The 22,029-nt window shown below is 43.0% G+C and carries 22 protein-coding genes, 2 tRNA genes and 1 riboswitch; of the genes, 3 read left to right on the top strand and 21 right to left on the bottom strand.

All coding sequences use genetic code 11. The annotated features are described in order from the left end of the window. Nucleotides 1–20 precede the first annotated feature (20 nt). The 16 genes from tdh to VHE99_09650 all read right to left on the bottom strand — a co-directional run bounded on the left by tdh (nucleotide 21) and on the right by VHE99_09650 (nucleotide 10,900). The gene (tdh, locus tag VHE99_09725; GenBank protein HVV69289.1) at nucleotides 21–1,052 is read right to left on the bottom strand and encodes an L-threonine 3-dehydrogenase; all 1,032 of its coding nucleotides are present in this window, start codon (nucleotides 1,050–1,052) and stop codon (nucleotides 21–23) included. A 54-nt stretch (nucleotides 1,053–1,106) separates the two neighbouring features. Further along, complete coding sequence (locus tag VHE99_09720) at nucleotides 1,107–1,451, bottom strand: hypothetical protein (GenBank protein ID HVV69288.1); 345 nt, start codon at nucleotides 1,449–1,451, stop codon at nucleotides 1,107–1,109. Beyond that, nucleotides 1,414–1,635: a hypothetical protein gene (locus tag VHE99_09715; GenBank protein HVV69287.1), complete on the bottom strand. Its 222-nt coding sequence runs from the start codon at nucleotides 1,633–1,635 to the stop codon at nucleotides 1,414–1,416. Before VHE99_09715 ends, VHE99_09720 begins: the two co-directional genes overlap by 38 nt. A gap of 130 nt (nucleotides 1,636–1,765) precedes the next feature. Next, nucleotides 1,766–1,854 (bottom strand) — tRNA-Ser (locus VHE99_09710). Nucleotides 1,855–1,868: 14 nt separating this feature from the next. Further along, nucleotides 1,869–2,609, bottom strand: a complete 741-nt coding sequence (gene purC, locus VHE99_09705; GenBank protein HVV69286.1) for a phosphoribosylaminoimidazolesuccinocarboxamide synthase — start codon at nucleotides 2,607–2,609, stop codon at nucleotides 1,869–1,871. 147 nt (nucleotides 2,610–2,756) lie between these two features. Next, nucleotides 2,757–3,437, bottom strand: a complete 681-nt coding sequence (locus VHE99_09700) for a hypothetical protein (protein HVV69285.1) — start codon at nucleotides 3,435–3,437, stop codon at nucleotides 2,757–2,759. A 91-nt stretch (nucleotides 3,438–3,528) separates the two neighbouring features. Further along, on the bottom strand, nucleotides 3,529–3,756 hold the full coding sequence (locus tag VHE99_09695; protein HVV69284.1) for a hypothetical protein: 228 nt from the start codon (nucleotides 3,754–3,756) through the stop codon (nucleotides 3,529–3,531). An 11-nt stretch (nucleotides 3,757–3,767) separates the two neighbouring features. Then, the gene (gene dapA, locus VHE99_09690; protein HVV69283.1) at nucleotides 3,768–4,682 is read right to left on the bottom strand and encodes a 4-hydroxy-tetrahydrodipicolinate synthase; all 915 of its coding nucleotides are present in this window, start codon (nucleotides 4,680–4,682) and stop codon (nucleotides 3,768–3,770) included. Between the two features lie 48 nt (nucleotides 4,683–4,730). Beyond that, nucleotides 4,731–4,807, bottom strand: a tRNA-Arg gene (locus tag VHE99_09685). 281 nt (nucleotides 4,808–5,088) lie between these two features. After that, nucleotides 5,089–6,303 carry a c-type cytochrome biogenesis protein CcmI gene (ccmI, locus tag VHE99_09680; GenBank protein HVV69282.1) on the bottom strand — a complete coding sequence of 405 codons (1,215 nt, stop codon included), beginning with the start codon at nucleotides 6,301–6,303 and terminating at the stop codon, nucleotides 5,089–5,091. A gap of 2 nt (nucleotides 6,304–6,305) precedes the next feature. Beyond that, nucleotides 6,306–6,764, bottom strand: a complete 459-nt coding sequence (locus tag VHE99_09675) for a cytochrome c-type biogenesis protein (protein HVV69281.1) — start codon at nucleotides 6,762–6,764, stop codon at nucleotides 6,306–6,308. A gap of 22 nt (nucleotides 6,765–6,786) precedes the next feature. After that, a complete protein-coding gene (locus tag VHE99_09670; protein ID HVV69280.1) occupies nucleotides 6,787–7,323 on the bottom strand; it encodes a DsbE family thiol:disulfide interchange protein in 537 nt (178 codons plus the stop codon). A 278-nt stretch (nucleotides 7,324–7,601) separates the two neighbouring features. Then, nucleotides 7,602–9,524, bottom strand: coding sequence for a heme lyase CcmF/NrfE family subunit (locus VHE99_09665; protein ID HVV69279.1), 1,923 nt, complete (start codon nucleotides 9,522–9,524; stop codon nucleotides 7,602–7,604). Continuing rightward, nucleotides 9,514–9,930: a cytochrome c maturation protein CcmE gene (gene ccmE / locus VHE99_09660; protein ID HVV69278.1), complete on the bottom strand. Its 417-nt coding sequence runs from the start codon at nucleotides 9,928–9,930 to the stop codon at nucleotides 9,514–9,516. The genes VHE99_09665 and ccmE overlap by 11 nt, the downstream gene beginning before the upstream one ends. Beyond that, nucleotides 9,914–10,129, bottom strand: coding sequence for a heme exporter protein CcmD (gene ccmD, locus VHE99_09655; protein ID HVV69277.1), 216 nt, complete (start codon nucleotides 10,127–10,129; stop codon nucleotides 9,914–9,916). The genes ccmE and ccmD overlap by 17 nt, the downstream gene beginning before the upstream one ends. Then, nucleotides 10,130–10,900 (bottom strand): heme ABC transporter permease, encoded by a 771-nt coding sequence (locus VHE99_09650; protein HVV69276.1) that lies wholly within the window; start codon nucleotides 10,898–10,900, stop codon nucleotides 10,130–10,132. It abuts the gene before it with no gap. A 125-nt stretch (nucleotides 10,901–11,025) separates the two neighbouring features. Here VHE99_09650 and VHE99_09645 point away from each other — a divergent pair, with 125 nt between their 5' ends. After that, a complete protein-coding gene (locus VHE99_09645) occupies nucleotides 11,026–11,223 on the top strand; it encodes a DUF378 domain-containing protein (GenBank protein ID HVV69275.1) in 198 nt (65 codons plus the stop codon). 37 nt (nucleotides 11,224–11,260) lie between these two features. Here the strand turns inward: VHE99_09645 and VHE99_09640 are convergent, their stop codons facing one another. The 4 genes from VHE99_09640 to ccmA all read right to left on the bottom strand — a co-directional run bounded on the left by VHE99_09640 (nucleotide 11,261) and on the right by ccmA (nucleotide 15,236). Next, complete coding sequence (locus tag VHE99_09640; protein ID HVV69274.1) at nucleotides 11,261–12,853, bottom strand: DHA2 family efflux MFS transporter permease subunit; 1,593 nt, start codon at nucleotides 12,851–12,853, stop codon at nucleotides 11,261–11,263. Further along, on the bottom strand, nucleotides 12,840–13,733 hold the full coding sequence (locus VHE99_09635; protein HVV69273.1) for an HlyD family secretion protein: 894 nt from the start codon (nucleotides 13,731–13,733) through the stop codon (nucleotides 12,840–12,842). The genes VHE99_09640 and VHE99_09635 overlap by 14 nt, the downstream gene beginning before the upstream one ends. Before the next feature lie 144 nt (nucleotides 13,734–13,877). Continuing rightward, on the bottom strand, nucleotides 13,878–14,552 hold the full coding sequence (gene ccmB, locus VHE99_09630; GenBank protein HVV69272.1) for a heme exporter protein CcmB: 675 nt from the start codon (nucleotides 14,550–14,552) through the stop codon (nucleotides 13,878–13,880). 78 nt (nucleotides 14,553–14,630) lie between these two features. Beyond that, nucleotides 14,631–15,236 carry a cytochrome c biogenesis heme-transporting ATPase CcmA gene (ccmA, locus tag VHE99_09625; GenBank protein HVV69271.1) on the bottom strand — a complete coding sequence of 202 codons (606 nt, stop codon included), beginning with the start codon at nucleotides 15,234–15,236 and terminating at the stop codon, nucleotides 14,631–14,633. A 144-nt stretch (nucleotides 15,237–15,380) separates the two neighbouring features. Here ccmA and VHE99_09620 point away from each other — a divergent pair, with 144 nt between their 5' ends. Continuing rightward, nucleotides 15,381–17,747: a mechanosensitive ion channel domain-containing protein gene (locus VHE99_09620; protein HVV69270.1), complete on the top strand. Its 2,367-nt coding sequence runs from the start codon at nucleotides 15,381–15,383 to the stop codon at nucleotides 17,745–17,747. A 564-nt stretch (nucleotides 17,748–18,311) separates the two neighbouring features. Here the strand turns inward: VHE99_09620 and VHE99_09615 are convergent. Then, nucleotides 18,312–19,613: an ATP-binding protein gene (locus tag VHE99_09615; protein ID HVV69269.1), complete on the bottom strand. Its 1,302-nt coding sequence runs from the start codon at nucleotides 19,611–19,613 to the stop codon at nucleotides 18,312–18,314. A 923-nt stretch (nucleotides 19,614–20,536) separates the two neighbouring features. Further along, a riboswitch (FMN riboswitch) is annotated at nucleotides 20,537–20,680 on the top strand. Nucleotides 20,681–20,804: 124 nt separating this feature from the next. Here VHE99_09615 and ribB point away from each other — a divergent pair. Further along, the gene (gene ribB, locus VHE99_09610) at nucleotides 20,805–22,007 is read left to right on the top strand and encodes a 3,4-dihydroxy-2-butanone-4-phosphate synthase (GenBank protein HVV69268.1); all 1,203 of its coding nucleotides are present in this window, start codon (nucleotides 20,805–20,807) and stop codon (nucleotides 22,005–22,007) included. Nucleotides 22,008–22,029: the final 22 nt, after the last annotated feature.

The raw sequence follows: 22,029 nt of genomic DNA, 5'->3' as shown, positions 1-22,029 counted from the left end.
ACGTAGTTACACGCTCTGGTTCAAACTGACTGCCAATCTAAAATCACCTTCCCTGATTTTTCTCCACGCATAACTTCAAAAGCTTTTTCAAATTCTTCTACAGGAAAATGGTGAGTAATAATCCCAGTGACATCAAGGCCGCTTTGTAACATGCTAGCCATTTTATACCAGGTTTCAAACATTTCTCTGCCGTAAATTCCTTTGATAGTTAATCCTTTGAAAATCAATAAATTCCAATCAATGGCGATCTTATCCGGTGGAATACCTAACATCCCTATTCGCCCGCCATGATTCATAGTCAAAAGCATATCGTTAAACGCACGGGCATTGCCTGACATTTCAAAACCCACATCAAATCCTGCCTGCATACCCAACTCTGTCATAATATCCTGCAAAGATTCACTTCTGGCATCCACCGCCCGAGTCACTCCCATATTTTTAGCTAACTCTAATCGATAGGGATTAATATCGGTTATAACGACAAAACGTGCACCCGCATGTCTTGCAATGGCTGCTGCCATAATACCAATAGGTCCCGCACCCGTAATCAAAACATCTTCGCCGACTAAATCAAATGATAAGGCGGTATGCGTGGCATTGCCTAATGGATCTAAAAAAGCAGCAACATCATCAGATATAGTTGGCGGGACTAAAAATACATTGCTTGCAGGAAGACTTAAATATTCTGCAAAACAACCCGGACAATTCACACCAATGCCTATTGTATTACGGCATAAATGACGTTTTCCCGCACGGCATTGACGACAATGCCCGCAGGTGATATGCCCCTCACCAGAAACCCGATCACCCACCTTGTAACCCGTCACCTCACTGCCCAATTCTACGATTTCACCGACAAATTCGTGCCCAATGGTCATAGGCACCGGTATGGTCTGACTAGCCCAGTGATCCCAATTATATATATGAATATCTGTACCGCAGATTGCGGTTTTTTTTATCTTAATTAATACATCGTTATGCCCAATATCCGGGATAGGGATATCGGTCATCCAGATACCCTTTTCGGGTTTTAATTTGCTTAGGGATTTCATGTTTGTGCTCAATAGTTACAACCTGACCCCTTCTCTTTTTGATGTCTATACCTCTTACCAAAGAAGGTATTTGAAGATAGGTTTTAGAAAAATTATGCTAAAACCAGAGAGCCTGTTTCCTGTCAAATTACTTGTGGTTTGAATAGTACTTTCATAAAGATTCTGTAAAGCGAGCTGTTTATCCTTAATCGGCTTGACTAACACTTCTGCTAATGAAAGCTCACTAGTAAAAGCTTGCAGGCTACCTTCATCAATATAACCTGCGAGGTGAGAAAGAATCTCAGCAAACTCAGGATAGCCTTCCGGCAGGTAAGGTAAATAAACACATTTACATCTAAGTAAATGTTTCCTGAAACGGAGATTATTCCCATGTGTTTCTTTCTCGACGGATAAATGCATCAGCCTCCTCTTGAGAAGAAAAACTGCCCTTGCCAGTACCAAGCAAAGTACGGAGGTTAGACTTTTTATTTTCATCCTGATTGAACAAAAGTATTACTTCTACACGATCGCCTAATTTCAGCTCAGGTGAGTAAATTCGATGATCTTTTTGTACAGTGATATCTTGTCGGATAGCTTGTGTCATCGCCCCCCTCTTTAAAATTAATTATTATATATTTTTATTTAGCTCAACAAAACACTTCAAGCTGGCTTCGATGGAGGGATTGATTCGGGTCTCCTGACCCTCACCCTTCGGGCGCCTGCGGCGTCCAAACTGGCGGAGAGGGAGGGATTCGAACCCTCGTGGGCTTGCGCCCCATCCGATTTCGAGTCGGCGCCGTTGTGACCGCTTCGGTACCTCTCCTGTTAGAAACAGGTTTATTCTTCTGCGTGCAGTGATGTTGGCAAAGGCACTGCCAAACGTCTAGCTACTTCTTCATAAGCCTCAATGACACCACCGAGATCTTTTCGAAAACGATCCTTGTCTAATTTATTGCGGGTTTTAACATCCCAAATACGGCAACCATCTGGCGTAAACTCATCTCCTAATAACAACTTGCCTTCATAACGCCCAAATTCCAGCTTAAAATCTACCAATAACAAACCTGCCTGTAAGAACAAGGGCTTCAGTATATTATTCACTTGCATAGTTACGCTTTTCATCAAAGCCACCTCTTCCTCACTTGCCCAATTAAAAGTACGAATTAATGATTCATTAATCATCGGATCGTGAAGTGCGTCATTTTTGAGGAAAAATTCAAAGGTAGGCGGCGTTAAAGTAATACCCTCTTCAACTCCCAAGCGTGAGCATAAATGACCAGCAGCAATATTACGCACCACACACTCGACCGGAATCATATGGAGATGTTTCACCAGTGTTTCATGGGGTGACAATAGACGAATGAACTGCGTCGCAATCCCTGAAGCTTCCAGTTTTTGCATAATGAAGGCATTGAAATAATTATTCACCATGCCTTTATGAGCTAGCTTAGCGGTTTTTATTCCATCAAAAGCGCTAGTATCATCACGGAACTCCATAATTAAACAATGCGCATCTTCAGTATCATAAAGTGTCTTAGCTTTACCTGTATAACGTAATGATTTTTTTTCTAAGGTCATTCACAGCTCGCAAAAGAAAACCTTCTCTTAAGCCTTAGCTTTTTTCTATCTCCCGTCTGTGACCGAAGGGAATCCCCTTGTGGGATGGGAGAAGGAAAAAAGCTAAGGCTGTAAGAGGAGATTGATTGAGGAATAGTAAACCCAATATTACATAGAATTTTTCAAAGCACTTAAAATGCGACTGGTGACTCCACTTGGCGCCGCTTGTTGGTTCTGCGGATTGACAACAGTGACAGTCGTTGCTTTAGCGCCTTGTTTTTCAAGATGTACCTGGTAAATTGGCGTATCGCGTTTAATGACACCACCACTGCTTACTTTATCTAAAACATAATAAGTTCCTGAAGAATTATCTTGCTCCATGACAGGATAACCCGCCGAAGGTAAACCTTTACCGACTTTAGACCAAGCCTGATCGTAACCCACATTTAAAGTAAGGGAATTGCCGGTCACTCCCGCAGGTTTTGCCGGTACAGACACTGCTGGTGCTGGCGCTGGGGCAGGCGCAGCTGCAGGCTGGGTACTTTGAGGCTGAGTTGTAGCAGAGGTAGCTTGTGCTAGATTACTGCCCGGAGGTGCTAAGGTGGTATTTTGCTGCTCGCCGGTAGAACCTGGGGTAGGTGTTTCCGGCACTTGATAGCTGTTTTGAATATTGGAGGAACTTAAATTACTGGGAACACGTACAGGATTAACACTGCTAACAGAAACTTCCTTAGACAAACGCGGCGGCTGTGTTTCATTTACAATCTTGGTGTTAGAAGGGGTGGTCGTAGTACATGCAGCCAAACTGGCAGCTAATGCGGATACAATAATCATTTTTCCATATTGCATTTTAATCTCCTAAATTATCAATTAACTCACACAAGTGGTGAGAGCTTAGTCTTAAGAATCTTCCTTTTAAAGGGGAAGAGATATACTTTAATTATGATGATTTTTGCAGCCCAGGAGGAACAACCACAGGCGCAGCATCATCAGGCCATACCTGCTTTTCGGTATCTACAACACCTTGTGCATCCGGTGCATTTGAATCCAACGGTCGCAAATCAGGCGACGGTAGTTTAGGTGGTTGCTCATTGGTTGGTGGAATCCATGAGCAGGCTGCAAGACTGCTAACCAAGGCAGCTATAGTAATGATTTTTCCATATCGCACAAGTCATCTCCTTATAAAGAAGCCGTTCCGGTATTTCTGGAATAGCTAATGTGCTCCTGCCAAAAAGGCATTAATGCTTCCCTTACCGCATCATGGTAGGTTTCAGACAAAGGGGTTAAAGGCAAACGTATACCCTTTGGGATCATACCCATGATATGCAAGGCCCACTTTACTGGAATGGGATTGGTTTCCACACCCTGTAATTTATGAAATCCAGCTAATTTTTCATTTATTTGATGTGCTGTCTCGGTATCACCTGCTAATGCTGCATCACACATTTTGCGCATTAACTGTGGTGCGACATTGGCAGTGACGGAAATCACGCCTCTGGCTCCCGCTAATAAAAAATCTAGCCCTGTTGCATCATCTCCGCTATAAACATCCAAGACATGACTGGAGAAGGCCAGGATTTCCTTTAGTCGTTGTAAATCTCCCACCGCTTCTTTTAACCCAATAATATTGGGTAAATGCACTAAACGTGCGATAGTTTCAGGCTTTAAATCACAAGCCGTTCTGGAAGGACAATTATATAAAATCTGCGGAATGGGAACGGCATCCGCCACTGCCTTGAAATGTAGATAAAGGCCTTCTTGCGTGGGTTTATTATAGTACGGAGTTATCAATAAACAAGCATCTGCGCCCAACTCCATAGCTTCACGCGTATAATGTATGCTCAAATCTGTGGAATTGGTACCCGTTCCAACAATCAGCGGTACACGTTCTTTAATCTGCTCGCGCGCCTGCTGGATAATCAGTTGACGCTCTTGTGGGTTAATCGTCGGTGACTCACCTGTGGAACCCAATATTACAATACCATGAGTGCCTTGCTCGATATGCCATTCAATTAAATTGCGAAGGCTATCAACATCAATAACGCCATCTGGCTCCATAGGCGTTACTATAGCTACCATACTGCCATGAAACATATCATCACCTCATCAATGAGCACAGGCGGGAAGAAACTGTGAATTTTTTGGCGCGCCCAGAAGGATTCGAACCTCCGACCACCTGGTTCGAAGCCAGGTACTCTATCCAGCTGAGCTATGGGCGCAAGGATTTTAGTATACTTAAAAAAACTAGTAGTAAAAAGACTTAATCTATGTATTTCGTAAAATCGTGCACTGTGACTCCCTCTTACCTTGTGGTACCAAACTAAATAAAAACATTAACCTCTCCCCTTGTGGGAGAGGTCGACAGGCGAAGCCTGGAGGGAAAGGGGTATTTTTCAGTAGGCATAATAACATTGAAACCAGCCGATGCTTACCCCTCTCCCTCCGCGCTACCCGCGTCGACCTCTCCCACAAGGGGAGAGGTTAATGTTTTTACTTAGCTTCAATGCACCTTATCAATCATCACCACAATTTTCTCAGGATGCTTATGCACCTCTATAACATCACTACTCCCTTCTAAATCGCCGTTGGCAGCTAGCGGTTGGCCGGACTTAGAAATCCGTGCGATGACTCTAACTTTATCAACATCCGCCAATGACACACCCGGCAGCATTCCCATTCCTTCATTTAAAGTAATTTGTAACGGCAGATCATGTGCCAAACGCTTCACTACCGCCAATGGCATAGGCGATCCTGTTTCTGCCTGTGCATAAATAAACAGGGTCTCATCACCTCTTACTTTATTCTTCAAAGACTCCGCCAGTTGTACTGAAACCGGCAGTACAATTTTGGCTGTATTGTTGGAAGATTTTTCAAGGTGTTGTTGCGCTTCGGCAATCATGCGCAATAGTATTTTGCCTTCATCAGAATCTGGGGGATATTGCGATAGCAATTGCTGCCAATAACTTGCTGCTTGCGCAAAATTTCCGCGCTGATAAGCATCAATTGCCAACAGGCTTACCGCTTCTTTCGCATTGGGCTGTAACTTTAAAGCAGAAGTTAACAATGCCCGCGCCTGCAAATTCAAAGTATGTCCGTTAATAAAATATAGTGCTTCTGCATGCGCTATCAACATTTCAGGTGTCGCCTGAGTCAATTGCTCTGCTTTAACAAATGCTGCCACAGCTTCTGAAAAACGCTCCTGTTTCATATAAAGCCGTCCCAGCAAAAACCAGCCACGCCCATCAGGATGCGCATCAACCCGCTGTTTAAGCTGAGTAATAATATTATCTACACTACCTAATTCGGCAATCTCAGCGTTCAGCTTACGTGTTTTTTCATAAGCCATTCTATAGTCTGCATACTTTCGAAAGGAGTCTCCATATAAGTAAAAACACACCGCGACTACAGGCAAAATAATCAACAATGCTATAGCTAAACCAGTACTGCGTTTTGGATGTGTCGCATGCGTCTTTACTTCTGGAATTTCATCTAACAAAGATTTTTCGAGCTCCAAATGCATTTGATTATATGCTTCTGGCGCCAATTCTTCTCTTTGTCTTTGCTGATTTAGATGCAACAAACGATCTTTATGTAGTGCAATTGATAAAGACACAGCATCTGGGCCTGCGATTTTTCGCGGCCAAAGAAGTGGCAGCACAACAAAGGTCAATGCGACCACCACCATCACTGCAATACCTACCCAAAACATCAGCATATTTATAATCCCAACTCTTTTAAACGCTGTTTTTCATGCGTCAGCAAAGCCGTGGTCACGGCAACTTTTTTCCTGCTATATACCACCAAAGCTAAAATGCAAAATGCCATCAATAACAAAGCAAATGGCAGTATCCACAGCACATAAGTTAAGCGGTTCCATGCCGGTTTAAACAAAATAAACTGGCCATATCTTGCCAAAAGATATTTTTTTATAGCGCCGGTATCACTACCTTTTTGCACTTGGTCATAAATTTCTTTACGCAAATCCTGTGCCAATGGTGCATTAGAGTCTGCCAAACTCTCATTCTGACAAACCAGACATCGCAGTTGTTGGGTAAGTTGTTCAAACTGCGTTTGTTGTGCTTTTGAAGTAAAGGTATAGATTCCCTGAGGCTCTGCGCAAGTAAATGTAACGTAGCCAAAAAAAATAATCATAATAAACACTAGTATTTTTTTCATATTGACTAGAGCCTGTCACCCATTAACTTTTACCTTGCAGTCTCAACACTTCAGGTTCAATTTTATTTTTCCAAACATCAGGACTAATAGCACCTATATATTTATCTCGAATAATTCCCTTACTATCAATCACAAACGTCTCAGGCGTCCCATAAACCCCAAAATCAATAGCCAACGTCCCCTTGCCATCAAAAATAACATCCGCATACGGATTACCATATTTTTTTAGCCAATCGGTTGCTTGGAAAAAATCATCCTTATAATTCAATCCATACACAGTCACTACACCAGAGTGCGCAATATCCATCAACACCGGATGCTCTGCATGGCAAGTAATACACCAAGTCGCCCACACATTTAACAACGACACATGCCCTAAAAACATTTTATTGCTAAGAGAGCCTTCTTTGCGCAACAAACTCGCATAGTTAAATTCAGGAACCGGTTTCCCAATCAGTGCTGACGGCAACTCATGAGGATCACGCTTCAGCCCCCGCCATAAAAACGTCATGAGCACTATAAATAATAGTAATGTAAAAATCGTAATAATGTAGCGCATCAATGGTCTCGTAAAAAAATGAAACGGCCTTAGCTCCCCCTCTCCCTAACCCTCTCCCACAGGAGGAGAGGGGATTGCAGCGCTTAATTAACGCCTTGTGGAAAAAGCAGATCAGTAAAATCCAGAATGGCTATAAAGCGAGGTGAAAGCAGAGGGGAGGGGCTCAGCAGACCGTCGGTTTCATGGATGAAACCGTCGAGCGTACACGGACGTATTCACAGCGTGTCTGCTGAGCCCCTCCCCTCTGCTTTCGCCGATAAATGGCAACGCTCTCAGCACTATACTCTAACCCGATACCGCCTATCCATCAGCGCCAATATCCCCCCCAAAATAATCATCAATCCTCCTCCCCAAATCCAACGCACAAATGGCTTATAATAAACCCGCAATGACCAAGCTTGATGATCCAACGGCTCGCCCAGCGCCACATACACATCCCGAAACAACCCCACATCAATCGCCGTTTTCGCCAAAGCCGTTTTCTGAACAGAATAAACCCGCTGCTCAGGCTGCAAAAAAGCCACCGCCCGCCCGCTCCTACTCACAATCACCCCACCTGCAACACCCGAATAATTCGCCCCCTGCAAATCCCTAACCCCTAAAAATCTAACCACATAACTACCAAGACTCACGCTATCCCCTGGATTCATACGCACCTGCTGCTCTTCACTATAATGCGTAGTCAAAACTACCCCACAGACACAAACCGCTACTCCTACATGCGCCACCACCATACCCCAACCACTACGCGACAACCGCTTTAACCCAATAAATCGCCCCCGCCTAACCAACACATGCTGCAAAGTTGCAATAATGACCCACAATGCCAACCCCAACCCAACAACTACACCCAAATTCAACCGCCCAACTACCACCCAAGGCAGCAAGCACGCCAACCCAACAGCCATCACCAATACCAGCCACATTTTCCTCATCACCGTACGCGCATCCGTATTTGCCCAACGCGACAACGGCGCCAACCCCATAAACACCAACACACACACCATAAATGGCACAAATACCAAATTAAAGTACGGCGGACCCACCGAAATTTTTTCTAAGTTCAAACCATCCACTATCAGCGGATATAACGTCCCCAACAAAATCGTCAACATCGCCATCGTCAACAACAAATTATTCGCTAACAACATACTTTCACGCGAATACAGATTAAAGCGGATATCCCGACGCACCGTATGCGCCCGAAACGCATAAAGCAACAACGCAGCCCCAATAACCAACCCCAAAAATACCAACATAAATACACCGCGCAACGGATCCACGGCAAATGCATGCACTGAAATCAAAACCCCAGAACGCACCAAAAAAGTACCGAGCAAACTCAAAGAAAAAGTACAAATAGCCAGTAATGCCGTCCAGGCTTTAAACGCATCCCGCGCCCCCGTGACCGACAATGAATGGATCAACGCCGTACCCGCCAACCAAGGCAAAAATGAAGCATTTTCCACTGGGTCCCAAAACCACCAGCCCCCCCAACCCAATTCCCGATAAGCCCACCAACTCCCCAAAATAATCCCAAAAGTCAGAAAGCACCAAGCCACCAAGGTCCATGGCTTAGACCAACACGCCCAAGCCGCATCCAAGCGCCCATTCATCAAAGCAGCAATCGCAAATGCAAAAGCCACAGCAAATCCCACATAACCCATGTATAGCATCGGCGGATGAATCACCAAACCTGGATCTTGCAGCAAAGGATTTAAATCCTGTCCATCGGCAGGAACATTCGGTAACAAACGCAAAAATGGATTAGACGTCAGCAGCAAAAATAATAAAAACCCGGTACTAATCATACCCAAAACTGCCAATACCCGCGCTCGAGTAATAAGCGGCAGACTGCGGCTAAAAACCGCCACTGCACTCATCCAGCCACTTAATAAGAATACCCACAACAATAACGAACCTTCATGCGCCCCCCATACCGCGCAGATGCGGTAAATCCAGGGTAATTGTGAGTTGGAATTACTGGCAACATAGGCCACAGAGAAATCATTACTGACAAAACTATAAGCTAAGGCACTGAAGGCAAAAGCGACAAACAAACATTGACCATAAGCCAAAGGACGAGCGAGTTGCATCCAAGCTGGTTTTCTAAAGCTCGCGCCGATCAGCGGAATCAATGACTGCGATACCGCCAAACACAAAGCCAAAATCAACGCAAAATGCCCAAACTCAGGAATCATGTTTTTTGATTCCCGGGGGCATATATTTTTCATCATGTTTTGCCAATACTTGATCGGCTATAAAAACACCTGGCACATTGAGCTTACCCTGCACCACGATGCCCTGATTCTCACGAAACAATGCCGGCAAAATACCCGTGTAATGCACTAACACCTCATGCTGATAATCAGTCAACACAAAACGTACCTTAAGGCTATTGGCATCACGCACAAAGCTGCCTGCTTTTACCATACCACCGATGCGCAATGTTTGCGGCGGCGGCGTTTTTAGCAAATAAAGTTGCGTGGGCGTGTAATATAAATTGACATTCTGACCCAGTGCATAAATGGCTAAGCTCACAGCCATACTGACACCCACTAAAATAGCGATGATAAAATAAAGACGTCTTCTACGATGTGGTTTCATGGGAATTTCTAGATTCTTTTTCTTGAGAAGCTGAATTGACACGCCGACATTTTATCAAAAATCTGAAGAAGACCTTGCGCGCCTGCCAAACCTGCAACAGCAAAACCAAAGCCACAATGCCATACGCCGGCCAAACATAAACACCATACCCACCCATATGCAGAAAATTCCAAAAACCACTAAAATTTGCAGCCATCATTTAATTTTTAACACCCACAGCTTTAACCCACTCAGTCCTGACTTCACGCCGCAATATTTCCGCACGCGCGCGCATTAGCATCACTGCTAAATAATATAAATAAAAAGCCATTAGCATCGCCAACAACGGATATAACATGCTGGCATCCATACTGGGCTTTGCCAATTTCAATAAGGTGGCTTTTTGATGCAAGGTATTCCACCAATAGACGGAATAATGAATGATAGGAATATCCACCACGCCTACCAGCGTTAAAATACTGCAGGCTCGACCCGCTGCATCTTTATTGGCAATCGCCGAACGCAGCGCAATAATACCCAAATATAAAAATAACAGCACCAATTCAGAAGTCAGGCGCGCATCCCATATCCACCATGTACCCCACATGGGCTTACCCCAAAGCGACCCCGTCACCAAAGCCAAAAACGCAAACCACGCGCCCACTGGTGCACTGGCTGTCGCCACCACATCGGCCAATTTAAGCCGCCATATCAAATGGATTGCCGCCATCACCGCCATAATAACAAATACTGATAAAGACAACGCAGCGCTGGGTACATGAATAAAAATAATACGATAAGCATCACCCTGCTGATAATCAGGCGGCGCCCAATATAATCCCGCCACCACACCATAAGCCAGGAGAATAAGGCATACTACCCAAAGCCAAGGAAGTAATCGACCGGCAAAATAGAAAAAAGATCGCGGTGAGGCTGATTTGTTGATAAAAGTCCACATAAGGTTAGCTAGTTGGCAGAATGGATTGAAAATCAAAAGCGTCTAATAGCACCATCAGAAGCGGCTATGCCCTACAACACAACCACTTCTATACTATAATAAAAAAAGGAGTATACAAACAATGGATTTAATCTATTAATAACGCACTGAGGTATTTTATGGCAAAAGCGACATCAACAATCAGTCTGATTGCTTTCATACTCTTGGTGACTGGAGGTATAAACTGGGGATTGATAGGAATATTTAACTTTAACCTAGTTGCTTTTATATTTCATTCCATACCTATAGTTGAAAGAATAATCTATATTTTAGTCGGTATCAGCGCCCTGTATTTAATCTATGAACGCTGCAAATGAACCACAGTCATGCCAACTCAGTTGGCATGACTAAAACCTAATCCAACAAAGTAGCAGAACCTTCCAAAGGCGCATGCTTCCCGCCCCTTAACAACAACACCAATGGCAATATCAATAAAAGCGTCAAGGCAATCACCGCAAATACATTAATAAATGCCACCATTTGTGTTTGAGTTAATAATTCACCACTTAATAATGCCGCCCCTTGTGCATCCGTCGGCTTTAACCCTAAATGCTCTAGGTATTGATACAAAGCCGGATTGTAAGGATTAATAAATCCACCCAGCCGGTTCCAGGACACTTGACCATAATTCGTTAATAACGACATAGTCATGGAAATACCGATAGAACCGCTGAGCACTCGAACCAAGCTAAATAAACCCGCAGCTTCCGTATGCATTCTAGTTGGCAATGTTGCAAATGCCACCGTGATAATCGGATAAAACACCATACCCAATCCAAACCCCTGAACCATCGACACTGAAGTTGCCCATCCCGGACTAATCATCACAGAATAATAAGTACTTAACCAAGTGCCGGCCGCCGTAAATAAAATGCCCAAAATCATGATTCCCGCAGTACCTAATCTTGGTGCAAGGCGCCCAACGACCACAATACTTAACAAACTAGCAATACCCCGCGGCGCCAACACCAAACCGGTGGTCGACACCGGATAATTTAATAAATTTTCCAGCAACAACGGCAGCAATACCGTCACGCCATACAAGCTCGTACCCAACAACAATAATATTAAACAGCTTAGCGTAAAATTACGGTCAGCAAATATACGTATGTCAAACACCATCTGCTTACCCGGCGGCAAACTATGCAATAAAAATCCAATCAAACCGCCTATAGCCAACACCGTAGCTACACAGATCACATCCGAACTAAACCAATCAACCTGGCTGCCTCTATCTAAAACATACTGTGTCGCGCCAATCGCAAGAGAAATCAATACCAGCCCTATCCAATCCATACGCCGTTCTTTTCTGTCACTATCCGGCACAACCTGCCAGGCTAAGAAAAAGGCTAAAATTCCTATGGGTACATTGACATAAAACGTCCAACGCCAACTGGCAATATCCGTTAAATACCCCCCTAATGTCGGACCCAGTATAGGCGCAATCATCACCCCCATACCCCAAATAGCCGTGCCTTTATTACGTTCTTTACCGCTATAAACATTTCCCATAATCGACTGGGATAAGGGCACTAAACCCGCACCAAAAATCCCCTGCAACATCCGAAACACAATAATTTCTGTCAAAGAAGTCGCAGCACCACACAGTGAGGACACCAGGGTGAACCCAGCAATACAGATCAATAAATATTTCTTTTGCCCAATTTTATCGCTGAGATAGCCAGTCAACGGCATAAAAATAGCCGAAGCCACCAGATAACTAGTCAAAGTCCAACTAATCTGATCGGGCGCGGCGCCCAATGACCCCTGCATATGCGGCAAAGCCACATTGATAATCGTGGTATCTAACACCTGCATGATAGTAGCGGACATAACCGCGATGATAATCAGCCAACGTTCTGTATTCGAAAAGGCACTCGCCTCGATCTTGGATTTTGACGCTCCGGGGAGAGAAAGGGCTTGGGAGGAAGTCTCAAGAGCGGACATAAATTTTGACCGATGCGGTTGCACCCACCCTGAGTGGATAATGCGGGTCTACAGTCAACACCCTGACGCGCACTGGCACACGTTGAGTCACTTTTACCCAGTTCCCGGTCGCATTTTGCGGCGGCAGCAAAGAGAATGCATTACCGCTGTTCGGGCTGATACTTTCAACGACACCTGAAAACTTCTTGTCTGGATACATATCAATCACAATATCAACTCGCTGACCTTGACGAATATGCGCCATTTGCGTTTCTTTAAAATTAGCATCAATCCAAAATTCTTCATCACTAATCAAGGCAAACAATGGCCGGTTCGCTTCAACCATATTACCGGCACGCAAACTCATATTAGCAATCCAGCCACTCACCGGCGCTAGGATTTTAGTATGCTGTAAATCCAGCTTTGCCTGAGACACTAGGGTATTGGCCATTTGCACGCCACCGGTCCAAGTATCCAATTTAGTGATGGAATCATCCACAGTCTGGGGAGACATGGCGTGTTTTTTTATCAATTCCAAATTTCTATTGACTGTTAACTGGGCACCCAAGCGCTGGGCTTCATTGATCGCCAATTCAGCCTGAGCTTTATCCAGTGCAATTTCAAAAGGCTGCGTATCTAAGGCAAATAGGACTTGGCCTTGTTTAACATATTGATGATTAAAGGTATTTATATGGGCCACTTGACCACTGACCCGAGAGGCAATTTGCACGACATTGGCATTAATATACGCATCATCGGTACTGACAAAGCGCCGATCATAAAGCCAATAGCTAAAGCTACCCACCATGAGAACAGCCACTAGGACTATGATTAATTTTTTCTTGAATGCGAGAATAGGGTTTGTCGGTTTATCAATCGCATCACCAGTATTGTTTTTCACTTTTACTCACTCTAATACTACTTCCCTTTGCTATATCTCCCCCCCTTTGGAAAAGGGGAGATTGGGGCGGCTGAGCCGGTAAGATTCGGACTATATAATTGTTATCAAATATCGGATTATTATAGCAAATTTATGGGTAATTGACTAATATTCATACAATTTTAACGCCGCACCCGCCGCCAATGGCGCCAACGTAATCGCCAAAAATAGCATAGCACCCAATAGCGCCAAGGCGCCTACATTTGACACACCAGAGCCCGCATCAATCACTGCTCCTGTACCAAACACCAGCACCGGCACACACCACGGCAAAATGAGCAAAGTCAGCAAGACCGTGTTATTGCGCAAGGCCACTGTCAACGACATGGCTATCGCGCTTAACAAACTCAACACCGGGGTTCCCAAAAGCAATGTAAAGAGTAAACTCACTATTTCCCAGGCTGACAAATGCAGCGTCAATGCTAAAATCGGCGCAATCAATATCAAAGGTAAGGCGCTTATCAACCAATGTGCCGTAGTTTTGGCTAATATCAACAATGGCAATGCATGGGGACTTAATAATAATGCCGCCAAACTACCATCCTCATAATCCGGCCGCAAAAAATTCCCCAAAGAAAGTAACATGGACAATAAGGCAGCCACCCAGATCAAGCCTGGAGCAATTAAATGCAATAAAGCGCTATCCGGCGTTACTGCTAAAGGAAACAAACTCACAACCAGAATAAAAAACAGCCAAGCATTCACCCAATCAGCTTTATAACGATAAGCAGACAGCAGCTCATAACGAATGACACAGACTAAAGTTGATATTGTATGCATTGAAGTTATCCTAAGCACTAGCACCGTAACTCCCCTCAAATTCTCACCGCTTTGAAAAAGGGGGTGAACTTCCTCCATTCAACACAATCGCAGCTCCTTCACCCCCGGCAGCGCAAACGGCTGATGACTGGTCAACACCACCATCCCCCCACGCTGTACTTGTTGCTGTATCAAATCCTGCAATAACACGACACTCTCGCTATCAATTGCCGTAAACGGCTCATCTAAAATCCACAACCCCGCTTCCAAAATCAACAACCGCGTCAATGCAACACGCTGCCGTTGTCCAGCCGACAAATGCGCACACACCATATCTTGCAAACTGTGTAAATTAAAATAGCGCAACGCCTGCTGCAAATCTAAATCCAGTACCCCCTTTCCCAATTTAGCAGCTAATTGCAAATTTTCTCGTACTGTTAAAGTATTTTTGACACCAATTTTATGGCCAATATACAGCAATTGCGCCTGATAAGCGGCTGCGCATTCACCAATTAAAACATCCCGCCAACGCACCTCACCCTTTTCAGGCAATAACAGACCCATTAAAATATGCAATAATGTTGACTTACCACAACCATTAGCACCAGAAATATGCAATATTTCACCCGGAAATAGTGTAAAATTCACTGAAGAGAAGATGACTTGATCGTTGCGGACGGATTCTAAATCATAAGCGGTTAACACAAAGAAACCTATAGATAATGTCTATACTGTAAAATTTCATCATACACTAGCCGCCTTTGAACTGACAATCCGTCCTATGCTGACTGCTCACCCCTTTTTGAAAATGGGGGAGAACAATTCCGAATTGCCCTAGAGATACCCATAATGTTCCGACGTTTGCTGCTCCTACTATCCGCATTATCCATTTTAACCAGCCTTTCTGCTGCAGCGGATATCACCACTTTAGTACATAACCTCGACGCTGCGCATAATTTTGATTTAAGCCATGAGTTTGAACCCACCGCCGCCAATAAAACCTTAAACAAATACAGCCCCCACTTTATCACTACCGCCACCATCTCTGAGCTGAGAAATGCCTTAGTACAGTTAACCAAACTGCAGATACAAGCTAAAAAATGCGTCGATTACAACACCACTGAACTTAGCGACCTCGATAAACGTTTAACCGCCATCACACCAGCACCCAACCCAGGAGAAACCAAAAAACTTCCCTTAACTTCAGAACAAAAATTTCTTTACGGCAAAAAAGATCAGCTAACCAATCAATTATCCGATTGCCGGTTATTTCTATTACGTTCCGACGATACCATAACCCTGTTGGCAGGCAATTTAAGAACCCATGTGAAAACCGAGTTGCTTTATCAAGAAACCACTGTCTTAGCCAACTTAACCGAAATTCCTACCGATCTTGAGGAGTTTTATCATAATTTCAATCTATCATTATTTCTAGACCAAAGTGGTTTTTACCTATTTAACAAAACACAACTCATCGTTTTAGCCTGTCTATTCCTAGTGGGAATTATTGCCAGTATTCGCATCAGAAACGTACTTAAACACCTAATTGGCGCCAAAACAAATACTGGATTTTATGCTCAACTGAAACAAGCCTTACTTTGCATCATACAAAAATATATTATCTATTTTCTACCTATTAGCTTATTTGCTTTATTTATTACTATTATCACGCCTTCTCTCAAAGAACCCTCTTATTTGGCTTGCCTGAGTTATGCCATCTTGGCGTATTTATTATTCCTCATGGTCATTCGTTTTTTCTTTTACCCACCTAAGCCTGCAAAAGGTTTCAGCACCCTACCTGATGCTTTAGCCAAATCACTGGTGCGACGTTTAAAAATGTTGGGTGCGCTTTGCATTTTAGCCTATCTCAGTTATCTAGTATTTCATCCACAATCTGTGCCTGACCATCTAGGAGATTTGGCACAAACCGTGTTTATTTCCTTGGTCACGATCAATCTGATTGCTATTATTTGGCTGGTAAAAAAACTGCCAAAAATGCTTTATCACTTTCAAATATTACGCTCGCTTATCAGCATTTTCTTAAGCTTTTTACTAGTAGTGATTCTAGTAGCCGAATGGATGGGATTTCATATTCTGGCCGCCTGGCTGCTGTTTGGTATTTCAATCACCGTGTTCAGCGCCTTCATTGCCAAAACCATTCAAAAATTAGTTTTTGTAACCTTCTCTGACACTGAAGGACAAGAAGGTGGCTGGATTCCTAAATTCAAACGCCTCTTGGGCTTAAGATCCTATGATCCTTTACCGGAATTGTTGTGGTTTCGCGCCTTGTTATTCGTGTTGATCTGGCTGGGATTTTTTGTTTCGCTACTTAAAGCCTGGGGATTGGCACAAACTAACCTGCAACTTTTAATCAGCACCTTCCTGCAAGGATTTCAAATTGCCAATATTAACATTATCCCCTCACGCATTTTTTTCGCCGCCCTGTTATTTATCCTGTTATCACTCACCACCCGCGTCTTGCGCAATTATGTCGCAAGACGCGGGGCCCCAGTAGCCCAGGGCAATCGCGAATCTTTAGCCTCAATTGTCGGCTATATCGGTATCGCCATCGCCTTGTTAATCAGTTTGTTAATTGCTGGTGTTAATTTTTCCGGTTTAGCCATTATTGCCGGCGCATTATCTGTCGGTATCGGTTTTGGTCTGCAGAATATTGTTAACAACTTTGTCTCCGGTTTAATACTACTCATAGAACGGCCGATTAAACCAGGAGATCGCATTATAGTCGGCGACACTGAAGGCTATGTACGCCGCATCAGTATCCGCTCAACACAAATTGTCACATTACAACGTGCTGACGTCATCATCCCCAACTCAGATTTAACGTCCAAGCAAGTGACCAACTATATGTTGTATGATACCAATTATAAAATTATTATTTCCGTCGGTGTGGCTTATGGCAGCGATCTCGAATTAGTCAAAAAACTGTTGCTGGAAATTGCCAACGCTCATCCCAGTGTCATTAACTATATAAAAGATCATGAACCTTCTGTCTATTTTACGAAGTTTGGCGATAATAGCCTTGAGTTTCAATTATGGTGTATGATTACCGATGTGAATAACCGTGGTACCATCATTACCGATATTAATTTCGCCATTGATAAAGCCTTCCGTGAGCACAATATAGATATCGCTTTTCCGCAGCGAGAAATTACTGTTCGTAATTGGCCAATACCAGAAAAAGACCTGCCCAAATAACATTGACCTCGCTTTCAGCCTTTCTAAATAGCACTAGACAAATTTGTCTAGTGGCTATCTGCCAAATTTATTAAGTGATAGAGGACCGGACTAGCCGCAAACCGCCGCAAACAAGTTTATTCATTCTTAAGAAACCACGTAGTGCTGCGCGCATGGCCTTTTGATCCAATAATTCCAGCTTTTTTTAAGCCAATGTACCCAGGCCATCTGTTATTTCTAAAGTAATTTGCAAGATTAAATTAAAACTAAATCCGACCATGTCTCATGAATTTCATCTAGTTGATTTTTTTCGTTAAAACTTTCCCATGTTAATCCATTTACATCTTTCTCCTCCGAAAATACGGTTACCTTCGAATCTTCGAAAAATTCAGAATGTCAGTCTTCCACAAAGCAAATTCATTAGGGACAGAAATTTCAGGAGCACAACCCAATCGTTTCGTATAATCTTCTATAGATTGAGATACGTCAAAAACTGCAATGAATATATGAAATCTTTTCATTGATATTCCTTATAATTGTTTTCATGTAATACTCACCTCCTAAATAAAACTGGAGAATAGCCCATTATATGGATTTTAAAAATTCATAAACCGGTAGACTTTTGATCTCTTTAACAACGCCTGAATAAGCCATTTTAGTAAGAATCAAACTATTTTTAAATTGCTTTAATATCTTCAAATCAATTGGACGCAATTGCTCAGACCACTTCACTTCGATTGCTTGAATTTTTTGACTTTTCAGCCAAATAACATCGACCTCGCCTTCAGCCTTCCAATAAAAAGTTTTGGCCATTCTATAACAGTGGCTAGCTACGCATGCTTCGACTAATGTACTTTCCTTTACTTCAGGCTTTGGGTTAATCTCACGTTGCAGCCAATTCAAACAAGTTCTATAAATGAAAGGATCTAAAAAATGAAATTTCCTGGCTTTCTTGGAAAAGCCTTGGCGAGTGTTTTGATCAAAAGCCTGAAGATCAAATAATATATCCATCCTTTGCAATAGACGACAGTAATCCATGCAGGTTTCTTTAGTCACTACTCCCATTTTTTGGGTTACTGTCGAGTAAGAGGCTTGAGAAACACCGATCTCTAATAACGCTCGCAACAGGGCTAATAGTGTATCCTCATTTTTACCGCGCTTTAAAAAATCTCCACGAATCCATTGTTCATAGGTCATGAAAGTTGCCTGAGAAATAACACCTGTTTCACCCAAGTCGTTAATAGCCCGTAGATAGCCACCACACTGCAAATATTGCTCAAACAATTGATCCAGTTTTTTTGTGCTAGGATTAGCATCCTTAGCGACTAAGTGTACATATTCGGCAAAGGTAAGCGGATATAAATGAAAATCAGTTTGCTTTGCTTTTCCTCTTCGACCAGGAAAACGCATGGCAGCTTCTTTGAGAATAAGCGTATCAGAACCTGTCAATAAACATAATCCTTGCTGAAAATGACCTTCATCCGCTAAGGCTTTTATCACGCGATCCCAATCCTTGACATAAGTTACCTCATCAATTATCAATAGAAATCGTTCATGGGGTATGAAATTTGCCAAAATGAATCGAAGCGTTTCTCCCAACTGTTTAGCATCATATATTTCATCACAGGGTAAATAAAATATCCCCTGCGGAGAAAATAATTTCTCCTCTAATACATGCTTAATAAGCAACTTACAAGACGTGGATTTTCCTATCTGACGTCCACCTGTTAGTATATAGATTCCTGGAGTGAAAGAGAGAGATTTCCACCAGTTAAAATGATGTTGATATTTAAGCTGAGATAAGGCTAGCAAATGAGGATCAGCCTCAAGGTAATCTTTAAAGCTGGTGACGAATCGGTTATGTATTGGGTATAGGTTAGTTAGCATAGATTTTCCTATTGGACTATATAATAGTATAGTCAATAGATAAATTTGTCTAGTGGATATCTTTCAAATTTATAAAGTGATAGAAAGCTGTACAGATAGGCTTTGATGGGGTATCTTGGAGAGAGTCCTTGGATTTGTATCGCTTTTCCACAGCAGAAAATTACTATTCGTAATTGGCAAATACCGAAAAAAGCCTGTCCAAATAAAAAAGTAAAGCAGGAAATCTCTATGATTATCCCACCCCAAAAAAATTGTTACCCCTGTTAGCAATAGTACTGGTTGCTTTTCTCAGTACATTTTTCACGTTTTTTCTTCCATACCTCAAGGAAGAAGGTCGATATACTATCGCTTCGATAGAAATGCTTTACAATCACCATTACTGGCAACCCACCAATTATGGAAATTATTATCGAAGGCCACCATTATTCAACTGGTTAACCCTCCCCATTTTGCATTGGCTCGGCGTAAAAAATACATTAATTGCGACTCGTATTGTAACAGCCTGCGGTTCAGCGCTTCTCGCATTGATGCTGAGGTGAAGGCGGCGGCGGACTCTATCAGCACACTGCTTCGCTGGATCAAATAGCACATAAGGTTATTCAACACATTCAACCCTATGGCGATTCATTATATGCCTACGAATTTGAGTCTTCTGGTTATGAAGTTAATCTTGCTTCTCAAATTAATACACTTCGATGGCCAAAAGCACCTATAACGCAAGCACCCGCATCCTTTAGTAAAGGCTGCGTGATTGCTATCAACAAAAATGCAAAATGGAGCGGAGATTCAGAGATATATTATATAAATAAAGGCAAAGGACGACCTAATATTCTTTACTGCAAGAGGAGCGAGGGTGGATAGTTACTCCAGATTTTCAAGCATGGGTAGTTTGACTTTTTCCCATACATTCTATAATCTAACTGTCATATCTTTCAGGGCGGGGTGAAATTCCCCACCGGCGGTAATCATTCTACATGAAAGCCCGCGAGCGCTTTTCTTTGAAAAGGTCAGCAGATTTGGTGAAAATCCAAAGCCGACGGTTAAAGTCCGGATGAAAGAAGATATTTATCTTAAGGCATAATGCTTACATTTTTAGCTCTAATCGATCGGCGCATATCCTGTGCGTATGATACCGCTAATTACTGTCGCGCTGACTGCTTACGCCCTGATTCATCTCATCGGGGTACATGTATGCAAACCAAAATTCAAACCGCTATCGCCGCATTAAAACAAGGCAAAATGATTCTGTTAACCGATCACCAACACCGTGAAAACGAAGGTGATCTAATTTACCCTGCAGAAACCATCACCCCAGAAGCCATCAATTTCATGATAAAAAATGGCACCGGAATTATTTGCATTTCCATGCTACCGGAACAATTGCAGCGCCTAGATTTGCCGCTGATGGTGCCGCCAGAAAATAACCATACCCAACATGGCACGCCGTTTACTATTCCCGTTGACGCACGCCATGGCATCACGACCGGTGTCTCTGCTGCTGACCGCGCTAAAACCATCACTACCCTTATGAACGCACAATCCCAACCCCACGACCTTGTCAGACCCGGCCATGTTTACCCTTTAAAAGCTAGAGCCGGCGGTGTGATAGAACGTGCCGGACATACCGAGGGCGCCATTGATATCGTGCGACTAGCTGGCTTCAAACCTGCTGGAGTTTTATGCGAAGTTATGAATCCTGATGGCACCATGGCCAGAGGTCAAAAACTTGCAGCCTTCGCAGAACAGCACCAAATACCGATACTGTCCATTGATGATTTAATTCAATACCGCTTGACCCATGAAAATCAAATTAAAGAAACCGCCAGCACAGAAATTCTACTCAACCCTTACGGTGAATTTACCTTAACGGTTTTGCAGGAAAAATATTTCCCTCACCAGCATATAACCCTATTTAAACCCGCCATCGATCCAACCCAATCTTTATTAGTACGCATTCATTCGTCCTGCGCCACAGGCGACATTTTCCATTCGGCACAGTGCGATTGCTACGATCAATTGCATTATTCATTGAGAAAAATCAGCGAATCAGGTGGATTATTAATTTATCTGGATCAAGAAGGACGGGGTATTGGTTTACTGAATAAGATCAAGGCTTATGCCTTGCAAAAAACCGGCTTGGATACGGTCGAAGCCAATCAACAATTGGGCTTGCCGGTAGATCAACGTCAATATTATATCCCGGCACACATATTACGAAAATTGTCTATACCGGCCATTCGTTTATTAACCAACAACCCGCAAAAAATTTCTGGACTAGCGGAATTTGGATATACCGCTGTTACTCAAGAGGCAATGCCTAGTTTTTTACAAGCCTCTAATCGAAACTATTTACTAACCAAAAGACAGAAACTGGCACATACAATTTGTCTATAAAAATTGGTAATTATTCATCACA

The organism is Gammaproteobacteria bacterium (assembly GCA_035546635.1).
Lineage (GTDB): Bacteria > Pseudomonadota > Gammaproteobacteria > JAURND01 > JAURND01 > DASZWJ01.
The sequence above is the reverse complement of the archived record's forward strand: the minus strand, read 5'-3'. Positions and strand labels throughout refer to the sequence as shown.